Source organism: Vallitalea sediminicola (genome assembly GCF_054408565.1).
Genome location: NZ_BTPT01000034.1, coordinates 40801 through 56992, shown reverse-complemented (window position 1 = coordinate 56992; position 16192 = coordinate 40801). Strand labels below are relative to the sequence as shown.

At 31.2% G+C, this 16192-nt stretch carries 18 protein-coding genes; 12 read left to right on the top strand and 6 right to left on the bottom strand.

What is annotated here, in order from left to right:
* Nucleotides 1-17 precede the first annotated feature (17 nt).
* Nucleotides 18-479: a ferritin family protein gene (locus tag ACX6CF_RS15450; RefSeq protein WP_458786244.1), complete on the bottom strand. Its 462-nt coding sequence runs from the start codon at nucleotides 477-479 to the stop codon at nucleotides 18-20.
* Between the two features lie 174 nt (nucleotides 480-653).
* Here ACX6CF_RS15450 and hpt point away from each other — a divergent pair, with 174 nt between their 5' ends.
* The 3 genes from hpt (at nucleotide 654) to surE (ending at nucleotide 4048) form a co-directional block, all read left to right on the top strand.
* On the top strand, nucleotides 654-1190 hold the full coding sequence (gene hpt, locus ACX6CF_RS15445; RefSeq protein ID WP_458786243.1) for a hypoxanthine phosphoribosyltransferase: 537 nt from the start codon (nucleotides 654-656) through the stop codon (nucleotides 1188-1190).
* Between the two features lie 227 nt (nucleotides 1191-1417).
* A complete protein-coding gene (locus ACX6CF_RS15440) occupies nucleotides 1418-3205 on the top strand; it encodes a M3 family oligoendopeptidase (protein ID WP_458786242.1) in 1788 nt (595 codons plus the stop codon).
* 90 nt (nucleotides 3206-3295) lie between these two features.
* Nucleotides 3296-4048 carry a 5'/3'-nucleotidase SurE gene (surE, locus tag ACX6CF_RS15435; RefSeq protein WP_458786241.1) on the top strand — a complete coding sequence of 251 codons (753 nt, stop codon included), beginning with the start codon at nucleotides 3296-3298 and terminating at the stop codon, nucleotides 4046-4048.
* Between the two features lie 195 nt (nucleotides 4049-4243).
* On the opposite strand, the gene ACX6CF_RS15430 is transcribed toward surE, so the two are convergent.
* Entirely contained in the window at nucleotides 4244-4750 is a 507-nt protein-coding gene (locus ACX6CF_RS15430) for a DUF5698 domain-containing protein (RefSeq protein WP_458786240.1), read from the bottom strand.
* A gap of 79 nt (nucleotides 4751-4829) precedes the next feature.
* Complete coding sequence (locus tag ACX6CF_RS15425) at nucleotides 4830-5147, bottom strand: hypothetical protein (RefSeq protein WP_458786239.1); 318 nt, start codon at nucleotides 5145-5147, stop codon at nucleotides 4830-4832.
* Nucleotides 5148-5266: 119 nt separating this feature from the next.
* Between ACX6CF_RS15425 and ACX6CF_RS15420 the strand changes: the two genes are divergently transcribed.
* Together ACX6CF_RS15420 and ACX6CF_RS15415 are read left to right on the top strand one after the other, a co-directional pair.
* Nucleotides 5267-5437 carry a ribbon-helix-helix domain-containing protein gene (locus tag ACX6CF_RS15420; RefSeq protein ID WP_458786238.1) on the top strand — a complete coding sequence of 57 codons (171 nt, stop codon included), beginning with the start codon at nucleotides 5267-5269 and terminating at the stop codon, nucleotides 5435-5437.
* A 124-nt stretch (nucleotides 5438-5561) separates the two neighbouring features.
* Complete coding sequence (locus tag ACX6CF_RS15415; protein ID WP_458786237.1) at nucleotides 5562-5810, top strand: hypothetical protein; 249 nt, start codon at nucleotides 5562-5564, stop codon at nucleotides 5808-5810.
* A gap of 94 nt (nucleotides 5811-5904) precedes the next feature.
* Here the strand turns inward: ACX6CF_RS15415 and ACX6CF_RS15410 are convergent, their stop codons facing one another.
* Entirely contained in the window at nucleotides 5905-6846 is a 942-nt protein-coding gene (locus ACX6CF_RS15410; RefSeq protein ID WP_458786236.1) for a multicopper oxidase family protein, read from the bottom strand.
* Nucleotides 6847-7025: 179 nt separating this feature from the next.
* Here ACX6CF_RS15410 and ACX6CF_RS15405 point away from each other — a divergent pair, with 179 nt between their 5' ends.
* Both ACX6CF_RS15405 and ACX6CF_RS15400 read left to right on the top strand, forming a co-directional pair.
* On the top strand, nucleotides 7026-7391 hold the full coding sequence (locus tag ACX6CF_RS15405; RefSeq protein ID WP_458786235.1) for a YccF domain-containing protein: 366 nt from the start codon (nucleotides 7026-7028) through the stop codon (nucleotides 7389-7391).
* A 110-nt stretch (nucleotides 7392-7501) separates the two neighbouring features.
* Nucleotides 7502-8332, top strand: a complete 831-nt coding sequence (locus ACX6CF_RS15400; protein WP_458786234.1) for a YitT family protein — start codon at nucleotides 7502-7504, stop codon at nucleotides 8330-8332.
* Nucleotides 8333-8348: 16 nt separating this feature from the next.
* Here the strand turns inward: ACX6CF_RS15400 and ACX6CF_RS15395 are convergent, their stop codons facing one another.
* Nucleotides 8349-9839 carry a HAMP domain-containing sensor histidine kinase gene (locus ACX6CF_RS15395; protein ID WP_458786233.1) on the bottom strand — a complete coding sequence of 497 codons (1491 nt, stop codon included), beginning with the start codon at nucleotides 9837-9839 and terminating at the stop codon, nucleotides 8349-8351.
* The gene (locus tag ACX6CF_RS15390; RefSeq protein ID WP_458786232.1) at nucleotides 9836-10513 is read right to left on the bottom strand and encodes a response regulator transcription factor; all 678 of its coding nucleotides are present in this window, start codon (nucleotides 10511-10513) and stop codon (nucleotides 9836-9838) included. The genes ACX6CF_RS15395 and ACX6CF_RS15390 overlap by 4 nt, the downstream gene beginning before the upstream one ends.
* Nucleotides 10514-10720: 207 nt before the next feature.
* On the opposite strand from ACX6CF_RS15390, the gene ACX6CF_RS15385 reads away from it, so the two are divergent.
* The 5 genes from ACX6CF_RS15385 (at nucleotide 10721) to ACX6CF_RS15365 (ending at nucleotide 15772) form a co-directional block, all read left to right on the top strand.
* Complete coding sequence (locus ACX6CF_RS15385; protein ID WP_458786231.1) at nucleotides 10721-11404, top strand: polyphosphate polymerase domain-containing protein; 684 nt, start codon at nucleotides 10721-10723, stop codon at nucleotides 11402-11404.
* A gap of 37 nt (nucleotides 11405-11441) precedes the next feature.
* Nucleotides 11442-12113 carry a DUF4956 domain-containing protein gene (locus tag ACX6CF_RS15380; RefSeq protein ID WP_458786230.1) on the top strand — a complete coding sequence of 224 codons (672 nt, stop codon included), beginning with the start codon at nucleotides 11442-11444 and terminating at the stop codon, nucleotides 12111-12113.
* Between the two features lie 12 nt (nucleotides 12114-12125).
* Nucleotides 12126-13829 carry a CotH kinase family protein gene (locus ACX6CF_RS15375; protein WP_458786229.1) on the top strand — a complete coding sequence of 568 codons (1704 nt, stop codon included), beginning with the start codon at nucleotides 12126-12128 and terminating at the stop codon, nucleotides 13827-13829.
* 272 nt (nucleotides 13830-14101) lie between these two features.
* Nucleotides 14102-15154, top strand: a complete 1053-nt coding sequence (locus ACX6CF_RS15370) for an NCS2 family permease (RefSeq protein ID WP_458786228.1) — start codon at nucleotides 14102-14104, stop codon at nucleotides 15152-15154.
* Nucleotides 15155-15217: 63 nt separating this feature from the next.
* A complete protein-coding gene (locus ACX6CF_RS15365) occupies nucleotides 15218-15772 on the top strand; it encodes a phosphoribosyltransferase family protein (RefSeq protein ID WP_458786227.1) in 555 nt (184 codons plus the stop codon).
* The last annotated feature ends 420 nt before the right edge of the window (nucleotides 15773-16192 follow it).

Sequence of the window (16192 nt, the reverse complement as noted above, 5' to 3'; positions counted from 1 at the left end):
CAAAAAAACTGATGAACTTAATTAGGTTCATCAGTTTTTTTAAGATAATCTTCTAAAACAATACGATGTTTTGTTTCTTCATCAACTAGAGTTTTTAATATATTTAGTACTTTTTTATCTGATGTTTTAGGAATCAGTCCTTCGTAGAATTCGGTAGTGATTTTTTCGGTTTCAATAGCTACTTCAAGAACTTCTTTGACACTTGTTAATTTATCGTTCCTACGATTAAATGCAATATGGTTAGCATAAGAACGAAAATATTCATCCACTTCTTCAGCAAAATAATAATTGTCTGTACTTACTTTATCTAGCATTTTACGAAATTCATCTGCATGACTTTCTTCATCTGAAGCTAGTTTTAGTAATAGATCCTTGATATCTCCTTTGGCTAACTTACTATATTCATTATAGAATCTTATTCCTTGTTCTTCTATAGAAATTGCAAAATTTATTATCTCTAGAGCATTAGCTTTTTCCATAATAGATATCCTCCTTTTTTTCTTTCATTATATCAAATATAATTATGTTTTGAAATGGAAAACTTAATAAATAATATTATCGAACATTAGTATTAAAATCAAAAAATATGTTCACATTTTACTAGATAGATGTTATAATATCATTGACCTAGATTGAGAAAGAGAGGAAAAATCATGTTAAACGATGTGAAAGAAGTACTTGTATCAGAAGAAGATTTAAACAAGAAAGTAACGGAACTTGCTGATAAAATTACTAAGGACTTCGCTGGAAAGAAATTAGTTGTAATAGGTGTATTAAAAGGAGCAAATGTTTTTGTAGCAGATTTGATTCGAAAGATTAACATTCCTATAGCATTAGACTTTATGGCAATATCTAGTTATGGCAATTCAACCGAAAGTTCTGGTGTTGTTAAAATAATGAAAGATTTGGATGAAGATATTGAAGGTAAACATGTTTTGATAGTAGAGGATATTATCGATACAGGACTTACATTAAGTTATTTAACTGAAAATCTAAAATCAAGAGGTGCCGAAAGTATTAATATCTGTACTTTATTAGATAAACCGGATAGAAGAAAAGCACATATTGATGTTAAATATAAAGGTTTTGATATACCAGATGAATTTGTAGTTGGATATGGTATTGATTTTGATGAAAAATATAGGAATCTACCTTTTGTAGGGATTTTAAAAAGAGAAGTATACGAATAGTAAACCAAAGAGGCTGTCGATTATCGATGGTCTTTTTTAATACCAAATTAAATTACCTTTAAAAGAGAAAGAGAAGATGGGGCAATGGAATTTTTAATTATGAAAAAATTAAAATGACCCATAAAAAACAAATATATATTAATAATAACAATTCTCTATAGATAAATTGTTTTATATAATCTATAATGAGGATATTAAAGATAATAAAATTTGAGAGGAGTTAAATAATGAGTAAACATTGGGATTTGACATCTCTATATGCATCTTTTGATGATCCTAAGATGGATAAGGATTTACAAGATGTAAAAGATGAGATACAATCATTAAAAAAATGGTTTCATGAAGAGCTAACCGATAATAAACTAAATGATACTGATAAAATAACACATATACTTAAAAGAATGACATCTATAGACTATAAATTGGATAGATATGCAGCTTATGCACGTTTGCAATCTGCTACGGATACAACTAACCAGACAGCATTGGAGAAACTTAATATTATAGAAGCATTATTCCCAGACGTTACGCAATTAGAAGTTATGTTTGGGGATTATATAAGTGAAGTTGATGAATTGGATAAAATAATATCTACTACACCATACCTAAAAGATCATGGATACATATTGCAAGAAATTGTAGATAATCAGAAACATAGCTTAGATAGTGATACAGAAAGTATTATAGCAAGAATGAAGAATACAGGTTCCACGTCTTGGACTAAGCTTCATCAACAGTTACTATCTACGCTTCAAGTTGAATTACCAGCTAAATATGGTTTGGAAGAAGAAATAAAACCTATTAGTGCCGTAAGAAACATGGCTTATTCACAAGATAAAAACGTACGTAAACGTGCTTATGAAAGTGAATTAGAAGCCTATAAGAAGATTACCCTTCCTATGTCAGCGTGTCTTAACGGTATCAAAGGTGAAGCTATTACACAAACAGAACTTAGAGGATTTTCATCACCATTAGATATGACACTCTTCTATTCTAGGATGGATAGTAAGATATTAGATGCTTTATTAAAAGCTATAGAAGAAGGATTGCCTCTTGTTCGTAAATATCTTAAGAAAAAAGCTGAAGTTTTAGGATATGATAACGGACTTCCATGGTATGAATTATATGCACCATTGGGAAAAGAAGTATCCAAGATTACATATGAAGAAGCGAAACATATTGTATATGACAATTTCAGATCATTTAATCCTAATCTTGCTGATTTTGCGCAGATGGCATTTGATAAGAACTGGATTGATGTAGAGCCAAGAGCTGGTAAAAGAGGGGGAGCATTCTGTTCTAATCTTCCAATAGGTGAGAGCAGAGTATTATTAAACTTTGATGGTGTTCTTACTAATGTTATTACTCTTGCTCATGAACTTGGACATGGTTATCATGGACATTGTTTGAAAGATGAAGAGTTATTGAATAGAAGTTATACTATGCCAATAGCAGAAACAGCATCAACTTTCTGTGAAACAATAATCATAAAATCTGCCTTAGCCAATTGGGATGATAAGAAACGATTTGAAATACTTAATGATCAGGTTATAAGATATGTGAGTATCATTATGGATATCTATAGTAGATTCTTATTTGAAAAAGCATTATTTGAAAAACGTGAAAGTACTACTTTATCAGTTGAACAAATATGTGACCTTATGGCTGATGCTCAGGAAAAAGCATATGGTGATGTTTTAGACAGCAGGTTTAATCATCCATATATGTGGGTAAATAAAGTTCATTATTATTATGCAAGTAGGAACTACTATAACTTCCCTTATGCATTTGGACTATTATTGGCAAAAGGGTTATATGCTATGTATGAAAATGAAGGAGACAGTTTCTTGTCAAAATATGATACATTGCTTAGAGAAACAGGTAAAAATTCAATCTATGGTATAGGTCAGAGTGTTGGAATTGACTTAACTGATGTCCAATTCTTCAGAGGCGGTCTGAGAATGATTGAAGACGATATTGATATGTTAATAGATTTAATTGATAGAAATGATTAGATAATATGGCTAGTCCTAATAATATAATTAGGACTAGCCAAAATTTTAATATAATTACAGATAATAAACAATGTTAGAAGGAGGAAATATATGAGATTATTAATTACTAATGACGATGGTGTTCACGCAAAAGGGATTCATGCACTATGCAAAGAACTGGAAAAATATCATGATATTATTATTGTGGCGCCTGATGATCAGAGAAGTGCAACAAGCCATTCTATTACAATAGCAAAACCGTTAATAGTTAAAGAAGTAGAACTGCCTGATATAAAATCAAAAGCATATTCTGTTAGTGGAACACCTGCGGACTGCGTTCGTGTGGCTATAGACCAGATTATTAAAGATAAAGTTGATATGGTTGTTTCGGGTATAAATATAGGGTATAACTTAGGAACTGATATATTGTATTCGGGGACAGTATCAGCTGCTGTTGAAGCTACATTGTGTAATATACCAGCTATTGCAGTTTCGACGGAATCAAGTGCAGAATTTTATGTGTATGAAAATGCTGCTAAGTATATTAATAAAGTTATAGAGATTGCAGTAAGTAACAAATTGCAAGGTGATATAGTATTGAATGTTAATGTACCTCCAATCAAGGAGAAAGAGATAAAAGGGATAAAGGTTTGTAAGATAGGAAAGTTACAATTTAATCATTATTATAAGGAAACTCACAAAGAAGAGGAAGATATGGTTTATAAACTAGAGGGAGTAAGGGTTGTAGAACATGTTCCTGAGACGGATTCTTATTATGTGGATAATGGGTTTGTAACTGTTACACCGTTGCATTATGATTTGACTAATTTTAATATATTGAATGATGTTAGTCAGTGGTTTTAAATGAATATAGTTAGTTATTTATAAAATATAGGACAACGTAAGTTAGTTTAGTGTTATATGGTTCGTTTTACTTGCCTTACTCCAAGGAACGGTCTTGGTAAAACGAACCATATAACACTTTTAAATTTTGTGCAGCGGAATTGATTTAGTGATATTTTGTTTGTGAGGGAGAGATAGTAGATGGGTAGACTATGATTATTTTAGGAGTTGGCTGTGTCTTCTTTTGAATTTTCGGGGTTCGTAGGAGGTTATAAAGGCTTCGGGTTCATAGGTTTTAACTAATTTCCATAATTCGTCTTCTAGATGTCTGTCTATGAGGATTTCTAATTTGTAGCGTTTGCATTCTTTTCCTATACCTTCAAAGATGGTAACTCTGAACCCTTGTTCTCGGAGTTTATCAATGAATAGTTGGTTTTCGTGCTTTAAGCTTATATTGTAGGTGATATGTCCGATAGCGAGTTTCTTTTCAATTAGATTACCGATGTATATTCCAACGCCAAAACTAAGTGCATAGATGAACATGGTTAAAAAAGTTCGATCTCCGCTTATGACAAGGGATAAACCAAAGATATATACAGCGGCTTCGAAAAATCCAAATACTGAAGCTATGAAACTATTGTTTTTGACCATAAAAATAGTTCTCATAGTAAGTAGGGGAACGTATAGCAGTTGTAAAATAATAATAAGTATAATTGTTTTCATGAAATCTTCCTTAGGTATGGATTAATTATCAATATTATTATTTAATATGTGTAAATGGATTTTTTTTATTCTAATAATTCTAGTTTTGCGATTCAAAATATGTGAAGAATTTTAATAGCAGTTCACAGATTAATTTCCATAGGATTAAAATTACAATAAAACATATTATAAATCCAAGTATCGCTAACGGTGCATTGTTCACAGTCATAGAAGTGTATGAATACGTATTATTGCCTGCAAAATGACGAACCATTTTTTCATATGTACAAGTCATATAAATCACTCTTGCAAACATATATGCTTTATAGGCTACTATTAACATTCCTATATAAAATATTTTATGGATTACATTAGAGACTGTCATTTTTCCCAATGACAAAAAATTTAGAAGTTTCATTATTTATCACCCCTATATATTGTAACTTTTAGATGAGATAAAAGCAAGGGATTTAATTCCTTGACATATGCTCGACAAAAGTGTAATATAGTTATGTCGAGCAAAAGTGAGGTGAATGTTTGAGTAATAAGAAGATAGGTCGACCAACTGAAAAACCAATGCCTATACGTGTTGGTTTCAGGCTTGATAAAAAAACTTTGGATAGACTAGATGAATATTGCGACAAAAATAATATATCTAGATCAGATTTAATTAGAAAGGCTATAATTCAGTTGATTGATGATAATTAAATAGAAAAGTGGTGCACGCCCACTAAGCATAACACCACTTTCTAAGTAACCACTATCCTAAAATAGAGGTAAATCTATTATACCCTGTTTAGGATGGTAATTCAATAATAGGAGGTATAATTTAATGGAAGATTTTGAAGAACATTTTGGCGATTTCGTATCCCGTATGCAGATATCAGCATATAGGAATTCAAAAAATGTTAATGTAGAGTATCAAGAAATAGAAAATTACTTGAAAAAAAGTGACGGAAAGTTTAAGAAAATTATAAATTCTCTAAATGAAGATGATAAAAAATTTATCTGGGATTATATAGATAAACAATCATGCGAAGCAACATGTTTATACAGAGATATGTACCATAGCAGGTTATAGGGATTGTATTAGATTGTTAAAGAAAATTGGTGTAATGTAATAATAAAAAATGACTACTCCATAAATATAGATGGAGTAGTTTATTTTATAAGGTTTATTTTTTTAACCAACGAGTTAAAGGAACAGGATCTGCGGCTTTACCGTTAAAATCAATATAATTTACAGATGTCGCCATACCTCCAAAGGGGAGTTGTAGATTATTAGATACGTGATGTGCAAAGTGACAATGAAGAGGCCATAATCCAGGGTTATTACAATTGAAACCTATATCCCATGTTTCTCCGGAACCAATTATAATAGTATTTTTAATTAGCTGAGTACTTTTAGCTATTGGATTACCGTCAGATGCTGTTACGGCAAATTGATGACCATGAAAATGTATAGGGTGATTATTAAGGCTGATATTTCCAAATCTAATTCTACAATTTTCACCTTTCTTAACTAAAAGTGGTGAAGTATAAGGAAAACAGCGTCCATTCATAAAAAAGAAATTTGAATCCATTGTAAAAGGGTTAATATTAAAAATACCTTTTCTGACATTGAATTTTGGTATGTTCCTTAATTTGTTTTCTCCTAACATAATGAAGTAATCTTCCTGTATGTTTTCGGTTTTTTCATCTGCAATGATGAAAGCACCAACTAAACCCATCGTGTCTTGCTTAACTGTATGATAATGAGAGTGATACATATGTGTGCCAGGAGGATTGGTAATGAGAAATTCATAATCAAAGAAACTACCTGGGTCAATTCGTGGAGAAGGTTCTACAGCAGGAACACCATCCATGTCATTAGGTATGTTTAGTCCATGCCAATGTACACTTGTTGGCTCAGGTAGTTTATTATAGACTCTTATTTTTACATAGTCACCAGGATAAACAATTATTGTAGGACCAGGGGAACTCCCATTGTATCCCCATGCATTCATAAAAATACCAGGGAGTATTTCTTGTTTAACTGGTTCTGCCACTAATTCAAAACACTTAACTCCGTATTTTACAGAGTAGTTCAAATTCTGCAAATCAGGTGTTATAACCATTAGGTATCTCCTAAGAACTTATTTATATAAGTATATTATTATTTGTGGCAAATATGTATATAGCTGAATTAGTGAATATAAATGCTTAATCCAATTCTAATCATTTTAACATTTACAAAGAAACGTTCATAATCTATACTAAAAAAAGAATATACTGTTTTTTAGTGAGGAGGACAACGATGAAGTTTCTTGGTAACTTGATATGGATAGTATTTGGTGGATTAATCAGTTCTATTTTGTGGTTTGCAGCCGGTCTGATTTTATGTATTACCATTATTTTTATTCCATTTGGAAAGCAATGCTTCAAGATTTCTAATTTTGTATTATGGCCTTTTGGGTCAGATGTAAACATAGGTAATTTTGGCATATTTGGCCTTGCTGGTAATATACTGTGGATTATATTGTTTGGGTGGGAATTATGTATGTTACACCTTAGTGTAGGATTGATTTTTTGTATTACTGTTGTAGGTATTCCATTTGGCTTACAGCATTTTAAATTCGCTAAACTTGCACTTATTCCTTTTGGAGCAAAAATAAATAGATAAATAACTTTAATTAATAGCAAATGTTTATTATAATAAGTAATAAGCATTTGCTTTTCATTGCGTTATAGGGTGAAAAGGGATATGACATACTATAATAAAGGAGCACAAAAATGCTAAAGAAGATTAAACATTACTTGATTATTATTATGGGACAGTTAATTGCAGCTATAGCGTTTCAACAAATACTATTACCCAATAATTTGATAGCAGGCGGTTTTGGAGGTCTTGCAACTGTTGCTAATAAGTTAACTGGTGCAAACATTCAATTGGTCTTAATAGGGTTATGTTGCCCCATTATTATATGGGCTTATTTCAAATATAATAGAACGTTGGTATTCTATGCAGGATTCTGTTTTGGATTATTTACTTTTTCTATAGGAATTGTTGGGAAGTTTGTTCCAGCATTTGAAACAGATCCAATTGTAGCTGCTATTGTAGCAGGAGTGCTTTTTGGGGTTTCTGCAGGGATTATAATTAGGGAAGGTGCAGCAAATGGACCTGAAGCCATAGTTGGTATGTATCTAAAAGAGAAAAAAGGTATAACTATTGGAACGTTCTTTACTATACTTAATTTTTGCATTTTGACATCATCACTTACCTATGGTGATATTACTTGTATTATTTATTCTCTTATAAGTATTTATATTTCTGGTAAAGTAACAGATTATATTATTCTTGGGACAAGACGAGAATATTGTGTGAATATAATATCAGATAACTTTATTGAGATTACAGAATTCATACATAAAAAACTAAACAGAGGAGTTACTTTTGTACCTTGCGTAGGAACATACAAAGTTAGAAAGAAAATGATGATTAAGGCAGTAGTAACTAATCAGGAATTGATAACTCTGAAAAATTATGTTGCTGCATTAGATGATAATAGTTTTGTTTACGTAACTGAGAGTATTGAGGTATTTGGTGGAGGATTCAGTGATTAGTTATATATGGTTACTCTCAGTCTTGTATATCTAATTCAAACCAAAATGTAATTCCTTTAGTGGTAGTTCTAACACCATAATCATTATTACTAGCTTCCTGGATAGCTTTAACTATGGATAGTCCTAATCCATGGCTCCCAGGTTGTCTGGTTCTTGCTTTGTCTCTTTTGTAAAAACTTAACCATAATTTATCTAACTCATCTGCGTCTATCGTTTCACAGGAGTTGTATATCTCAATACGCACATGATTATCTTTGGTTGAGAGTGTAACTCTAATATCCCTATTATTATCAACGTATTGAATAGCATTGTTTAAATAATTAGTAAGAACTTGTTCTGCCTTCAAAACATCTGCGTAAACGTTAATGGGTTCTATTTTATTAAATGAAAGATTGATTTTATTTTCTATAAATACATGATCATATTTTTTAAGTATATATTCTATGAATTCTACAATTTCAAAAGTTGAATTATTAGGTGTAGTATCACCGAATTCAATTTGATTGATACTTAATAGATTTTGTACCAGTTGATTCATTTTTTTAACTTCGTCAACAATGACATCACAATAAAAATCTGTCCTATTATGGTTTTTGGCAACATTAAGTTTTAACCCTTCTGCATAACCTTGCATAAGAGCTAAAGGTGTCTTGAGTTCGTGTGAAACATTGTTAAGGAGTTGCTTTCTCCTCTCATCGATTTTAGTTTTCTCTTCTATTTCTTGTTGTAGATTTGTATTGCTTGTATTTAATGATTCTATATTTTTTTCTAGTTCTATTGACATATCATTTATACTGTTAGCCAATTGTCCAATCTCATCATTGGATATGACTGAACATTTGGTTGAGAAATCAAGTTGTTTCAGGCTATTAGTTGCTTTGTTCATTTGTAGAATAGGTTTTGTGAAAGACTTTGATAAGAAATAGGCTGTAATTATACCTATTAAAAACAAAGGAATACCAGTAAAAAGTAGAAAGTTGTTAGATATTGATATACTGGTTTTGATAGGAATAAGGGGTAATCTTAGATCAATATTATAGTCATTATCCAATTTTCCAGTTAGTACAAGGCTTTTCCCACCTGACATCAGATCATCTACCCATAGATATTTTACTTTGTCATTAATAGGTTCCTCAGTATTAATTTTAACAGGTGGACCTGCGGGTTTGGGTTTGAGTCCTTTCATATTAGGTAATGATTCTACAAATTCTAATAAATGTCTATCTTTCATATATGATTTAGAGGCATAGCTAATATCACCTTCTGAGTTGTAGATAAGAATATCTATATTAGAGGCATCTTCAATGGAAATAAAATCTGATAAAGAATTATTATAATCTACTGAGGATAACTTATTTATTTTTTTGTAATACGTATAAAGCTGTTTTTTTGCCTTGTTAAGATAGTAAGGTTGTAGTAAATAGGTATTAGCCAGAACCATAATTCCGATGAGTATAATGGCTAAAGATCCAATTTGAAGAAAGAGCTTCTTTTTTATAGAATTCATGTATTCACCTCGAATTTATAACCATATCCTCTAATGGTTTGAATATAATGTCCACAATCTTTTAACTTAATACGTAGTCTATTAATATGAGTGTCGATGGTTCGATCTGTGCCTTGATAATCATAACCCCAAACGTTGTTAAGTAATTGGTCTCTAGTAAAAACCTGACCTTCATTCTGAATCATATATAACAGTAGGCTGTATTCAGTTTGGCTTAAGTCGATAGGTATTTTATTCGTAGTTACTTTATGCCTAGTAACATTTATGGATAAACTACCTTTGATGATATCACCTTGCCCAAGTGTAGAATAGGTGCGCTTTATCAAGGCGTTAACACGAGCGACAAAAATTGATGGACTAAAAGGTTTTGTTATATATTCATCCGCCCCAAACTTGAATCCATTTAATTCATCAGGTTCAGTATTCTTTGCAGTGAGCATAATTATAGGAACATTGCTGATGTTTCTAATTTCTTCACAAACTTCCCAGCCATTATAATAGGGCATCATCACATCTAGAATTACTAACTGTATATCTGGATTCTTCATGAAAATATCAATAGCTTGTTTACCATCCTTGGCTTCTAAGATATCATAATTTTCCATAGTCAAGAAATCCGATACAAGAATTCGCATCCTAATTTCATCTTCGGCAATTAAGATTTTTTTATTCATATTATATCACCTAATCTTTTTTGGTTGTATTATTCATCATATTGCTAGGTTCTTCACTCATTAGTATCTCATTTTAATGTTACAGTTATATCACAAATTATACAAGTTATTTTTTTCGTAACTGTGATATAACTGTGACATTGATAATGTAAAGTTAGTGTAAATTCATAGTTAAACATATACAACTGAGAAAGGAGTTGATATAGCATGACTGGAAGACATGAGCTTAAGTACATGATGAATGAGTTGGAAGATATAGTTCTAGTCAAACGTGTTGAGAAAGTATTGAAAAGAGATGGGAATAGTAATGGAAAAGGCTATTCAATCACAAGTCTTTATTTTGATAATTGTTATAATCAAGCTTATGAACAAAAGATGAATGGTGAAGCTATTAGACATAAATATAGGATTCGCTATTACAATGATGATCTGTCATATATTAAACTTGAGAAAAAATCAAAGATTAATCAGATAACAAAAAAAGTTTCTGTACCTTTATCTGTAGAAGAAGTGGAAAAAATCTATGAAAGGGATTTAGATTTTTTATTAGCCAAGAAAAAATATCTATATCATGAATTCTATAAAGAATTAAAGCATGGATTATTAAAGCCAAAAGTAATAGTCAAGTATGATAGGGAAGCTTTTATACACCCTGTCGGAGATTTGAGAATTACCTTTGACCGTAAAATAAAGACTGCCAATATGCATACTAATATTTTAAGTGACAATCAATATTTTATTGATGCATTGGAGAAAGGGAAGACCATTTTGGAAATAAAATTTAATGGAGTTCTACCTGATTTTATCAGAAGCCTCATTCAATCAGGACATATTATGCAAGCGTCTTCATCCAAGTATATCTTTTCAAGAAAGTACAATGTGAGTTTTTAGGATAAACATATTTTAAAACATATAGGAGGGAATATTAATGACAACATTTCAAGATATTTTAAAAGATGGGATATTAGAAAATACAACAAGCATATCAGCATTATCAATTGGAATTACATTATTTTTAGCTTTTATTATTGGAATCTTTATATTTCAAGTTTATAAGAAAACATATCAAAGTGTGGTTTATACGAAAAGTTTTAACATTTCATTAGTCATGATGACCATGGTAACAGCTCTAGTAATTTTAGCAGTAACAGCTAATGTGGTTTTATCACTAGGTATGGTTGGTGCTCTTAGTATTGTTCGTTTTAGAAGTGCCATTAAAGATCCTATGGATATTGTGTTTATGTTCTGGGCAATTGCTGCAGGTATTATAACAGGAGCTGGTTTTTATTTATTGGCTATTATAGGCTCTTTGGTGGTAGGTATAGTTATTTATATGCTGACTAAGAGTGTTAAACAAGAAAGTCCTTATCTGCTTCTTATAAATTTTACAGAAACAATGGCTGAACAACAAATCTTAGATAAGATCAAATCTACTGTTACGAAGTACTTCATTAAATCCAAAACAATTGATGGTGAAGGTACAGAGCTTACTGTAGAATTAAGAATAAAAGATGGAGAAACAGATTTGATTAATGAATTGCAAAGGGTAAAATCTGTCTCCAATGCTATGCTTGTCAGCAATAATGAATTTTCCAGTTAGGAGGATGATTGAATGAAATGGATAAAAATGATGGCTGTTCTCATGGGTGTTTTTATCCTACTAATAGCCATGGACAACTTATTGTTGAGTAGTACAATCCAAGCTGACAATAAGAGTGGAAGTATAGTTGATGAAACGGTCTTTCCACATGATGAGGTTATTGAAGTATATATTACCATTGATGAAGATACTTATACAAATATGAACGAGAATGCAATGTCCGAAGAAATTGTAATGGCAGATATTGTTTATAATGGTATTAGTTTTAGTAGTGTGGGTATAAGGCCAAAAGGAAATTCGAGTCTTAGGTTTGTAGCTGATACAGATAGTATACGTTACAGTTTCAAAGTGGATTTCAATTACTACATTGATGATCAAAGCTTTTTTGGAGTCACCAAATTGAATCTAAATAATCTCTATGGCGATACAACGATGATGTCAGAGTATATGGGGTATGAGATTATGTCGGAGTTGGATGCTGATGCTTCAAGGACAACTTATGTTGCGTTACATATTAACGGAGAGTATTTTGGACTTTATCTAAGCGTGGAGCAGGTTAATGAAACATTCTTGAAAGATCATTATGGAAATGCCAATAATGAATTATACAAACCTGATATGGGTGTTGGAAGTAATTTGAAATACATTTCAGATAATAGTGAGGATTACACTGGTATGTTTCCAGAAAATCTTTCTAATTATAGCAATAAGGAATTGATTGAACTTATGAAAGTGATAGAAGAGGGTGGGGATCTAGAAAGTGTGTTGGATGTAGATTCTTTTCTCAAATATCTGGCTATGAGTACTGTGACAATACATCTGGATAATTACCAATCAGGAATGTTTCATAACTATTATTTGTATAATAATAATGGTGTTTTTGAATGGATTACATGGGATCTTAACTCCATTTATAATAAATTTCCTATGGCTGGTCTAACCGATGAAGAGGCAACGGAATTTTTAATAGATGAACCAGTAATTGGTGAAATGGAGAATTATCCCTTAATAAATGCTATATTTAAAAATGATGAGTATGTGGATCGCTATCATGACTATATAAATATCTTAATCAACGGATATTTAGCAGAGGAAAATGTGGAAAATAAAGTCTTATCTATTTATGAGATGATTAAGGACTATGTTAAAACAGATCCAACAGCTTTCTTTACTTATGAACAATTTGAAGAAGCGCTGTTCTTGGATACTGATACTAATTTAGGTTTACTTAACTTTGTAACTAAAAGAAATGATAATATTGCAAAGCAACTTGAAGGCACTATACCAAGTACCAATAATGGTTTGGGAAATAATGGTTCATCAGAGAGAGGCGGAATGCCACCTAATGGTATGGGAGGTCAGAATGGACAACCTCAAAGAAGAGATGATGGTAAAGTACCTCCTGGGAATAATCAAGATGGTGAAGCTAAGAAAAACGGTGATGAAGGAAGTAAGGACATGATGGGAGGTTTGCCTAAGGGTATGAATATGGAGGATTTGCCAGAGGAATTAAGAAGTTATATGGAAAATGGTGAAATGCCTCCAATGGATAAAATGAAAGAATTAATGAAAGATATGCCTGCTGGCATGATGCCTATGGGTATGCAGCAGCAAGGAATGACTGTTAATATGGAATTATTAATTCCTAACCTAGTAGTATTGCTTATTGGAACTATAGGTATATTTGGCTTTACATGGTATCTACGAAAACAATAAATTATCAAATGAATTATATTTGTTTTAACATATTAATTAAACCTTATCGGTGAATTTTATTTTATACTGATAAGGTTTTTTGTTATTATTTTAGTATGTAATTTTATTAAGAATTACAGAGTTATATAATTAAATATAAATTTTATATTGAAAAAAATATAAATATGTCATATAATGACTTTTAGAACATTAATTTGTAATAAGCTAAAAATGTTCGGAAATAAATTGACGATATAATATTAGAATCAGACATTATGAAGGAGACAAAAAATATGGATTTTATTAAAGATTTATTAGCCGTTTTTAGTGTTATTTTGAATGGATTGCCACAAGGGTTGTTAGCGTTAACGTTCGGTTTTGCATCAATACCGACTGCTTTTGCATTTTTAACAGGAGCAGTAGGTAATAGTATAGTTGGTTCTGTAGCTCCAATATCTTTTCAAGCTGAGACAATTACAATAGCTGGTACTATGGGTAAGAATATGCGAGAAAGATTATCCATGATATTTTATGGTGGTGTCATTATGGCACTTATTGGAGTTTTTGGATTTCTAGGAACAATTGTAGATTTTATTGGACCAGTAATTACCAGCGGTATGATGGCTGGTGTAGGTATTATGTTAGCTCGTGTTTCTATTGATATGTGTAGAAAAAATAGGATAATTGGTAGTGTTTCTATAGCTTCTGCATTTCTTACATTTTTATTTACAAAAGATTTAGTATATACTATATCTATTTCAGTAATCTTATCGAGTGTAGTTTCTAGAATAATGAAACAAGATACTGGAATAATGGCAAATGGCAATGATAAAATTAAGTTTCAAAAACCAATATTGAATACATCAATCATAAGAGGAGCATTATCGATGGTGTGTCTTAATATAGGTGCTAACATAGCTTTTGGAAATATCACTGGTAATATTGCTGGGGAAAGTGTCAATTTAGATCATCTAGCAGTAATAAGTAGTTTAGCTGATATGTCATCTTCACTTTTCGGAGGAGGACCAGTTGAATCTATAATCTCTGCGACAGCCAGTGCACCTCATGCAGTTTGGGCTGGTGTTGGAATGATGATACTTATGGCTGTAATATTGCTATCAGGTCTATTGCCTAAAATCGGAAAATATGTACCAAGTGAATCCATAGCAGGTTTCCTTTTTGTTCTAGGTGCTTGGGTGACAGTTCCAGTTAATGCTGCTGCATCTTTAGGACAAGATTCTCTAGTAGGTGGTATAACAATGACAGTAACTGCAATAACTGACCCATTCTTTGGTATGGTTGCAGGGTTGATTATGAAAATGTTATCAGGTATTATAGGATTATAATAATTAATGATAGATAATTAGTTAAGAGATTTAGAAGTGATGGATAGAAAGGATGTAAGTTAAATGAAAAATACATATACGTTGGAAGTATGTGGTCTAAAAAGGGATTTACCAATTATACAAATCAATGAAAACTTGAAAATAGCGAGTTTTGTAATACTTGGTGATACTGAAATAGTGGAGACAGCAGGAAAACATTTAGCAAAAAAGTTACCTGAAGCAGATATATTGATTACTGCAGAAGCTAAAGGGATTCCGTTGATATATGAAATAGCTAAACAAAAGAATATGAAAGAATATATTGTAGCAAGAAAAAGTCTAAAACCTTATATGAAAGATCCATTAGTAACAAAAGTTGTATCTATAACAACTCAAAAAGAACAGTTATTATGCCTTGATAAAGAAGAAGTGAAGTTGTTAAAAGATAAGCGTGTAGTAATTATAGATGATGTCATTAGTACAGGAGAATCTATTATCGCAATAGAAGATTTAGTTAATAAAGCAGGAGGACAAATAGTTGGAAAAGCTGCAATATTAGCTGAAGGTGATGCCGCTGACCGTGATGACATAATTTTCTTAGGAAAATTACCATTATTTAAAAATGGTGAAGTTCAATAAACAATTTATAAATGTAAACAAAAAATAAGCTTATTTACTTAAAATGATTATATTGTATTCTAATTACTGCAAGTTGGAGAAAATTCAACTTGCAGTTTTTATTTTGTAGGTAATTTAGCCTTAGCTACCATATTCTTATAATAAAATATGAAGTAGCCAATAGGTAAACTAACTAAGAAGAAAAAGTGTTTTGTGATTATATTGACGGAATTCCAAGCAAAATAGTATATGTATATGTGAAGTAGTGAGGCAGGACGCCGAACCCAGCTTTTAATCTGACAGCCCTACTGGACTGTCAGAAATAATAATGGACTCGATGTCCATCATTATTTGTTGAGCTCAGGACGAGCAAGTAGCTGGCGAAACATATACATATACTATTTTGCAAAAGCCACGTCAGAACAATTCACTTTTTCTGAA

Excerpts from the sequence above, each read along its gene's own strand:
- ACX6CF_RS15430 (WP_458786240.1), bottom strand. The coding sequence starts at position 4,750 with ATGAAAACAATTATACTTATTATTATTTTACAACTGCTATACGTTCCC.
- ACX6CF_RS15415 (WP_458786237.1), top strand. The coding sequence starts at position 5,562 with ATGGAAGATTTTGAAGAACATTTTGGCGATTTCGTATCCCGTATGCAG.
- ACX6CF_RS15450 (WP_458786244.1), bottom strand. The coding sequence starts at position 479 with ATGGAAAAAGCTAATGCTCTAGAGATAATAAATTTTGCAATTTCTATA.
- ACX6CF_RS15425 (WP_458786239.1), bottom strand. The coding sequence starts at position 5,147 with ATGAAACTTCTAAATTTTTTGTCATTGGGAAAAATGACAGTCTCTAAT.
- ACX6CF_RS15440 (WP_458786242.1), top strand. The coding sequence starts at position 1,418 with ATGAGTAAACATTGGGATTTGACATCTCTATATGCATCTTTTGATGAT.
- ACX6CF_RS15380 (WP_458786230.1), top strand. The coding sequence starts at position 11,442 with ATGACAACATTTCAAGATATTTTAAAAGATGGGATATTAGAAAATACA.
- ACX6CF_RS15385 (WP_458786231.1), top strand. The coding sequence starts at position 10,721 with ATGACTGGAAGACATGAGCTTAAGTACATGATGAATGAGTTGGAAGAT.
- ACX6CF_RS15410 (WP_458786236.1), bottom strand. The coding sequence starts at position 6,846 with ATGGTTATAACACCTGATTTGCAGAATTTGAACTACTCTGTAAAATAC.
- ACX6CF_RS15395 (WP_458786233.1), bottom strand. The coding sequence starts at position 9,839 with ATGAATTCTATAAAAAAGAAGCTCTTTCTTCAAATTGGATCTTTAGCC.
- hpt (WP_458786243.1), top strand. The coding sequence starts at position 654 with ATGTTAAACGATGTGAAAGAAGTACTTGTATCAGAAGAAGATTTAAAC.
- ACX6CF_RS15390 (WP_458786232.1), bottom strand. The coding sequence starts at position 10,513 with ATGAATAAAAAAATCTTAATTGCCGAAGATGAAATTAGGATGCGAATT.
- ACX6CF_RS15400 (WP_458786234.1), top strand. The coding sequence starts at position 7,502 with ATGCTAAAGAAGATTAAACATTACTTGATTATTATTATGGGACAGTTA.
- ACX6CF_RS15375 (WP_458786229.1), top strand. The coding sequence starts at position 12,126 with ATGAAATGGATAAAAATGATGGCTGTTCTCATGGGTGTTTTTATCCTA.
- ACX6CF_RS15405 (WP_458786235.1), top strand. The coding sequence starts at position 7,026 with ATGAAGTTTCTTGGTAACTTGATATGGATAGTATTTGGTGGATTAATC.
- ACX6CF_RS15365 (WP_458786227.1), top strand. The coding sequence starts at position 15,218 with ATGAAAAATACATATACGTTGGAAGTATGTGGTCTAAAAAGGGATTTA.
- ACX6CF_RS15370 (WP_458786228.1), top strand. The coding sequence starts at position 14,102 with ATGGATTTTATTAAAGATTTATTAGCCGTTTTTAGTGTTATTTTGAAT.
- surE (WP_458786241.1), top strand. The coding sequence starts at position 3,296 with ATGAGATTATTAATTACTAATGACGATGGTGTTCACGCAAAAGGGATT.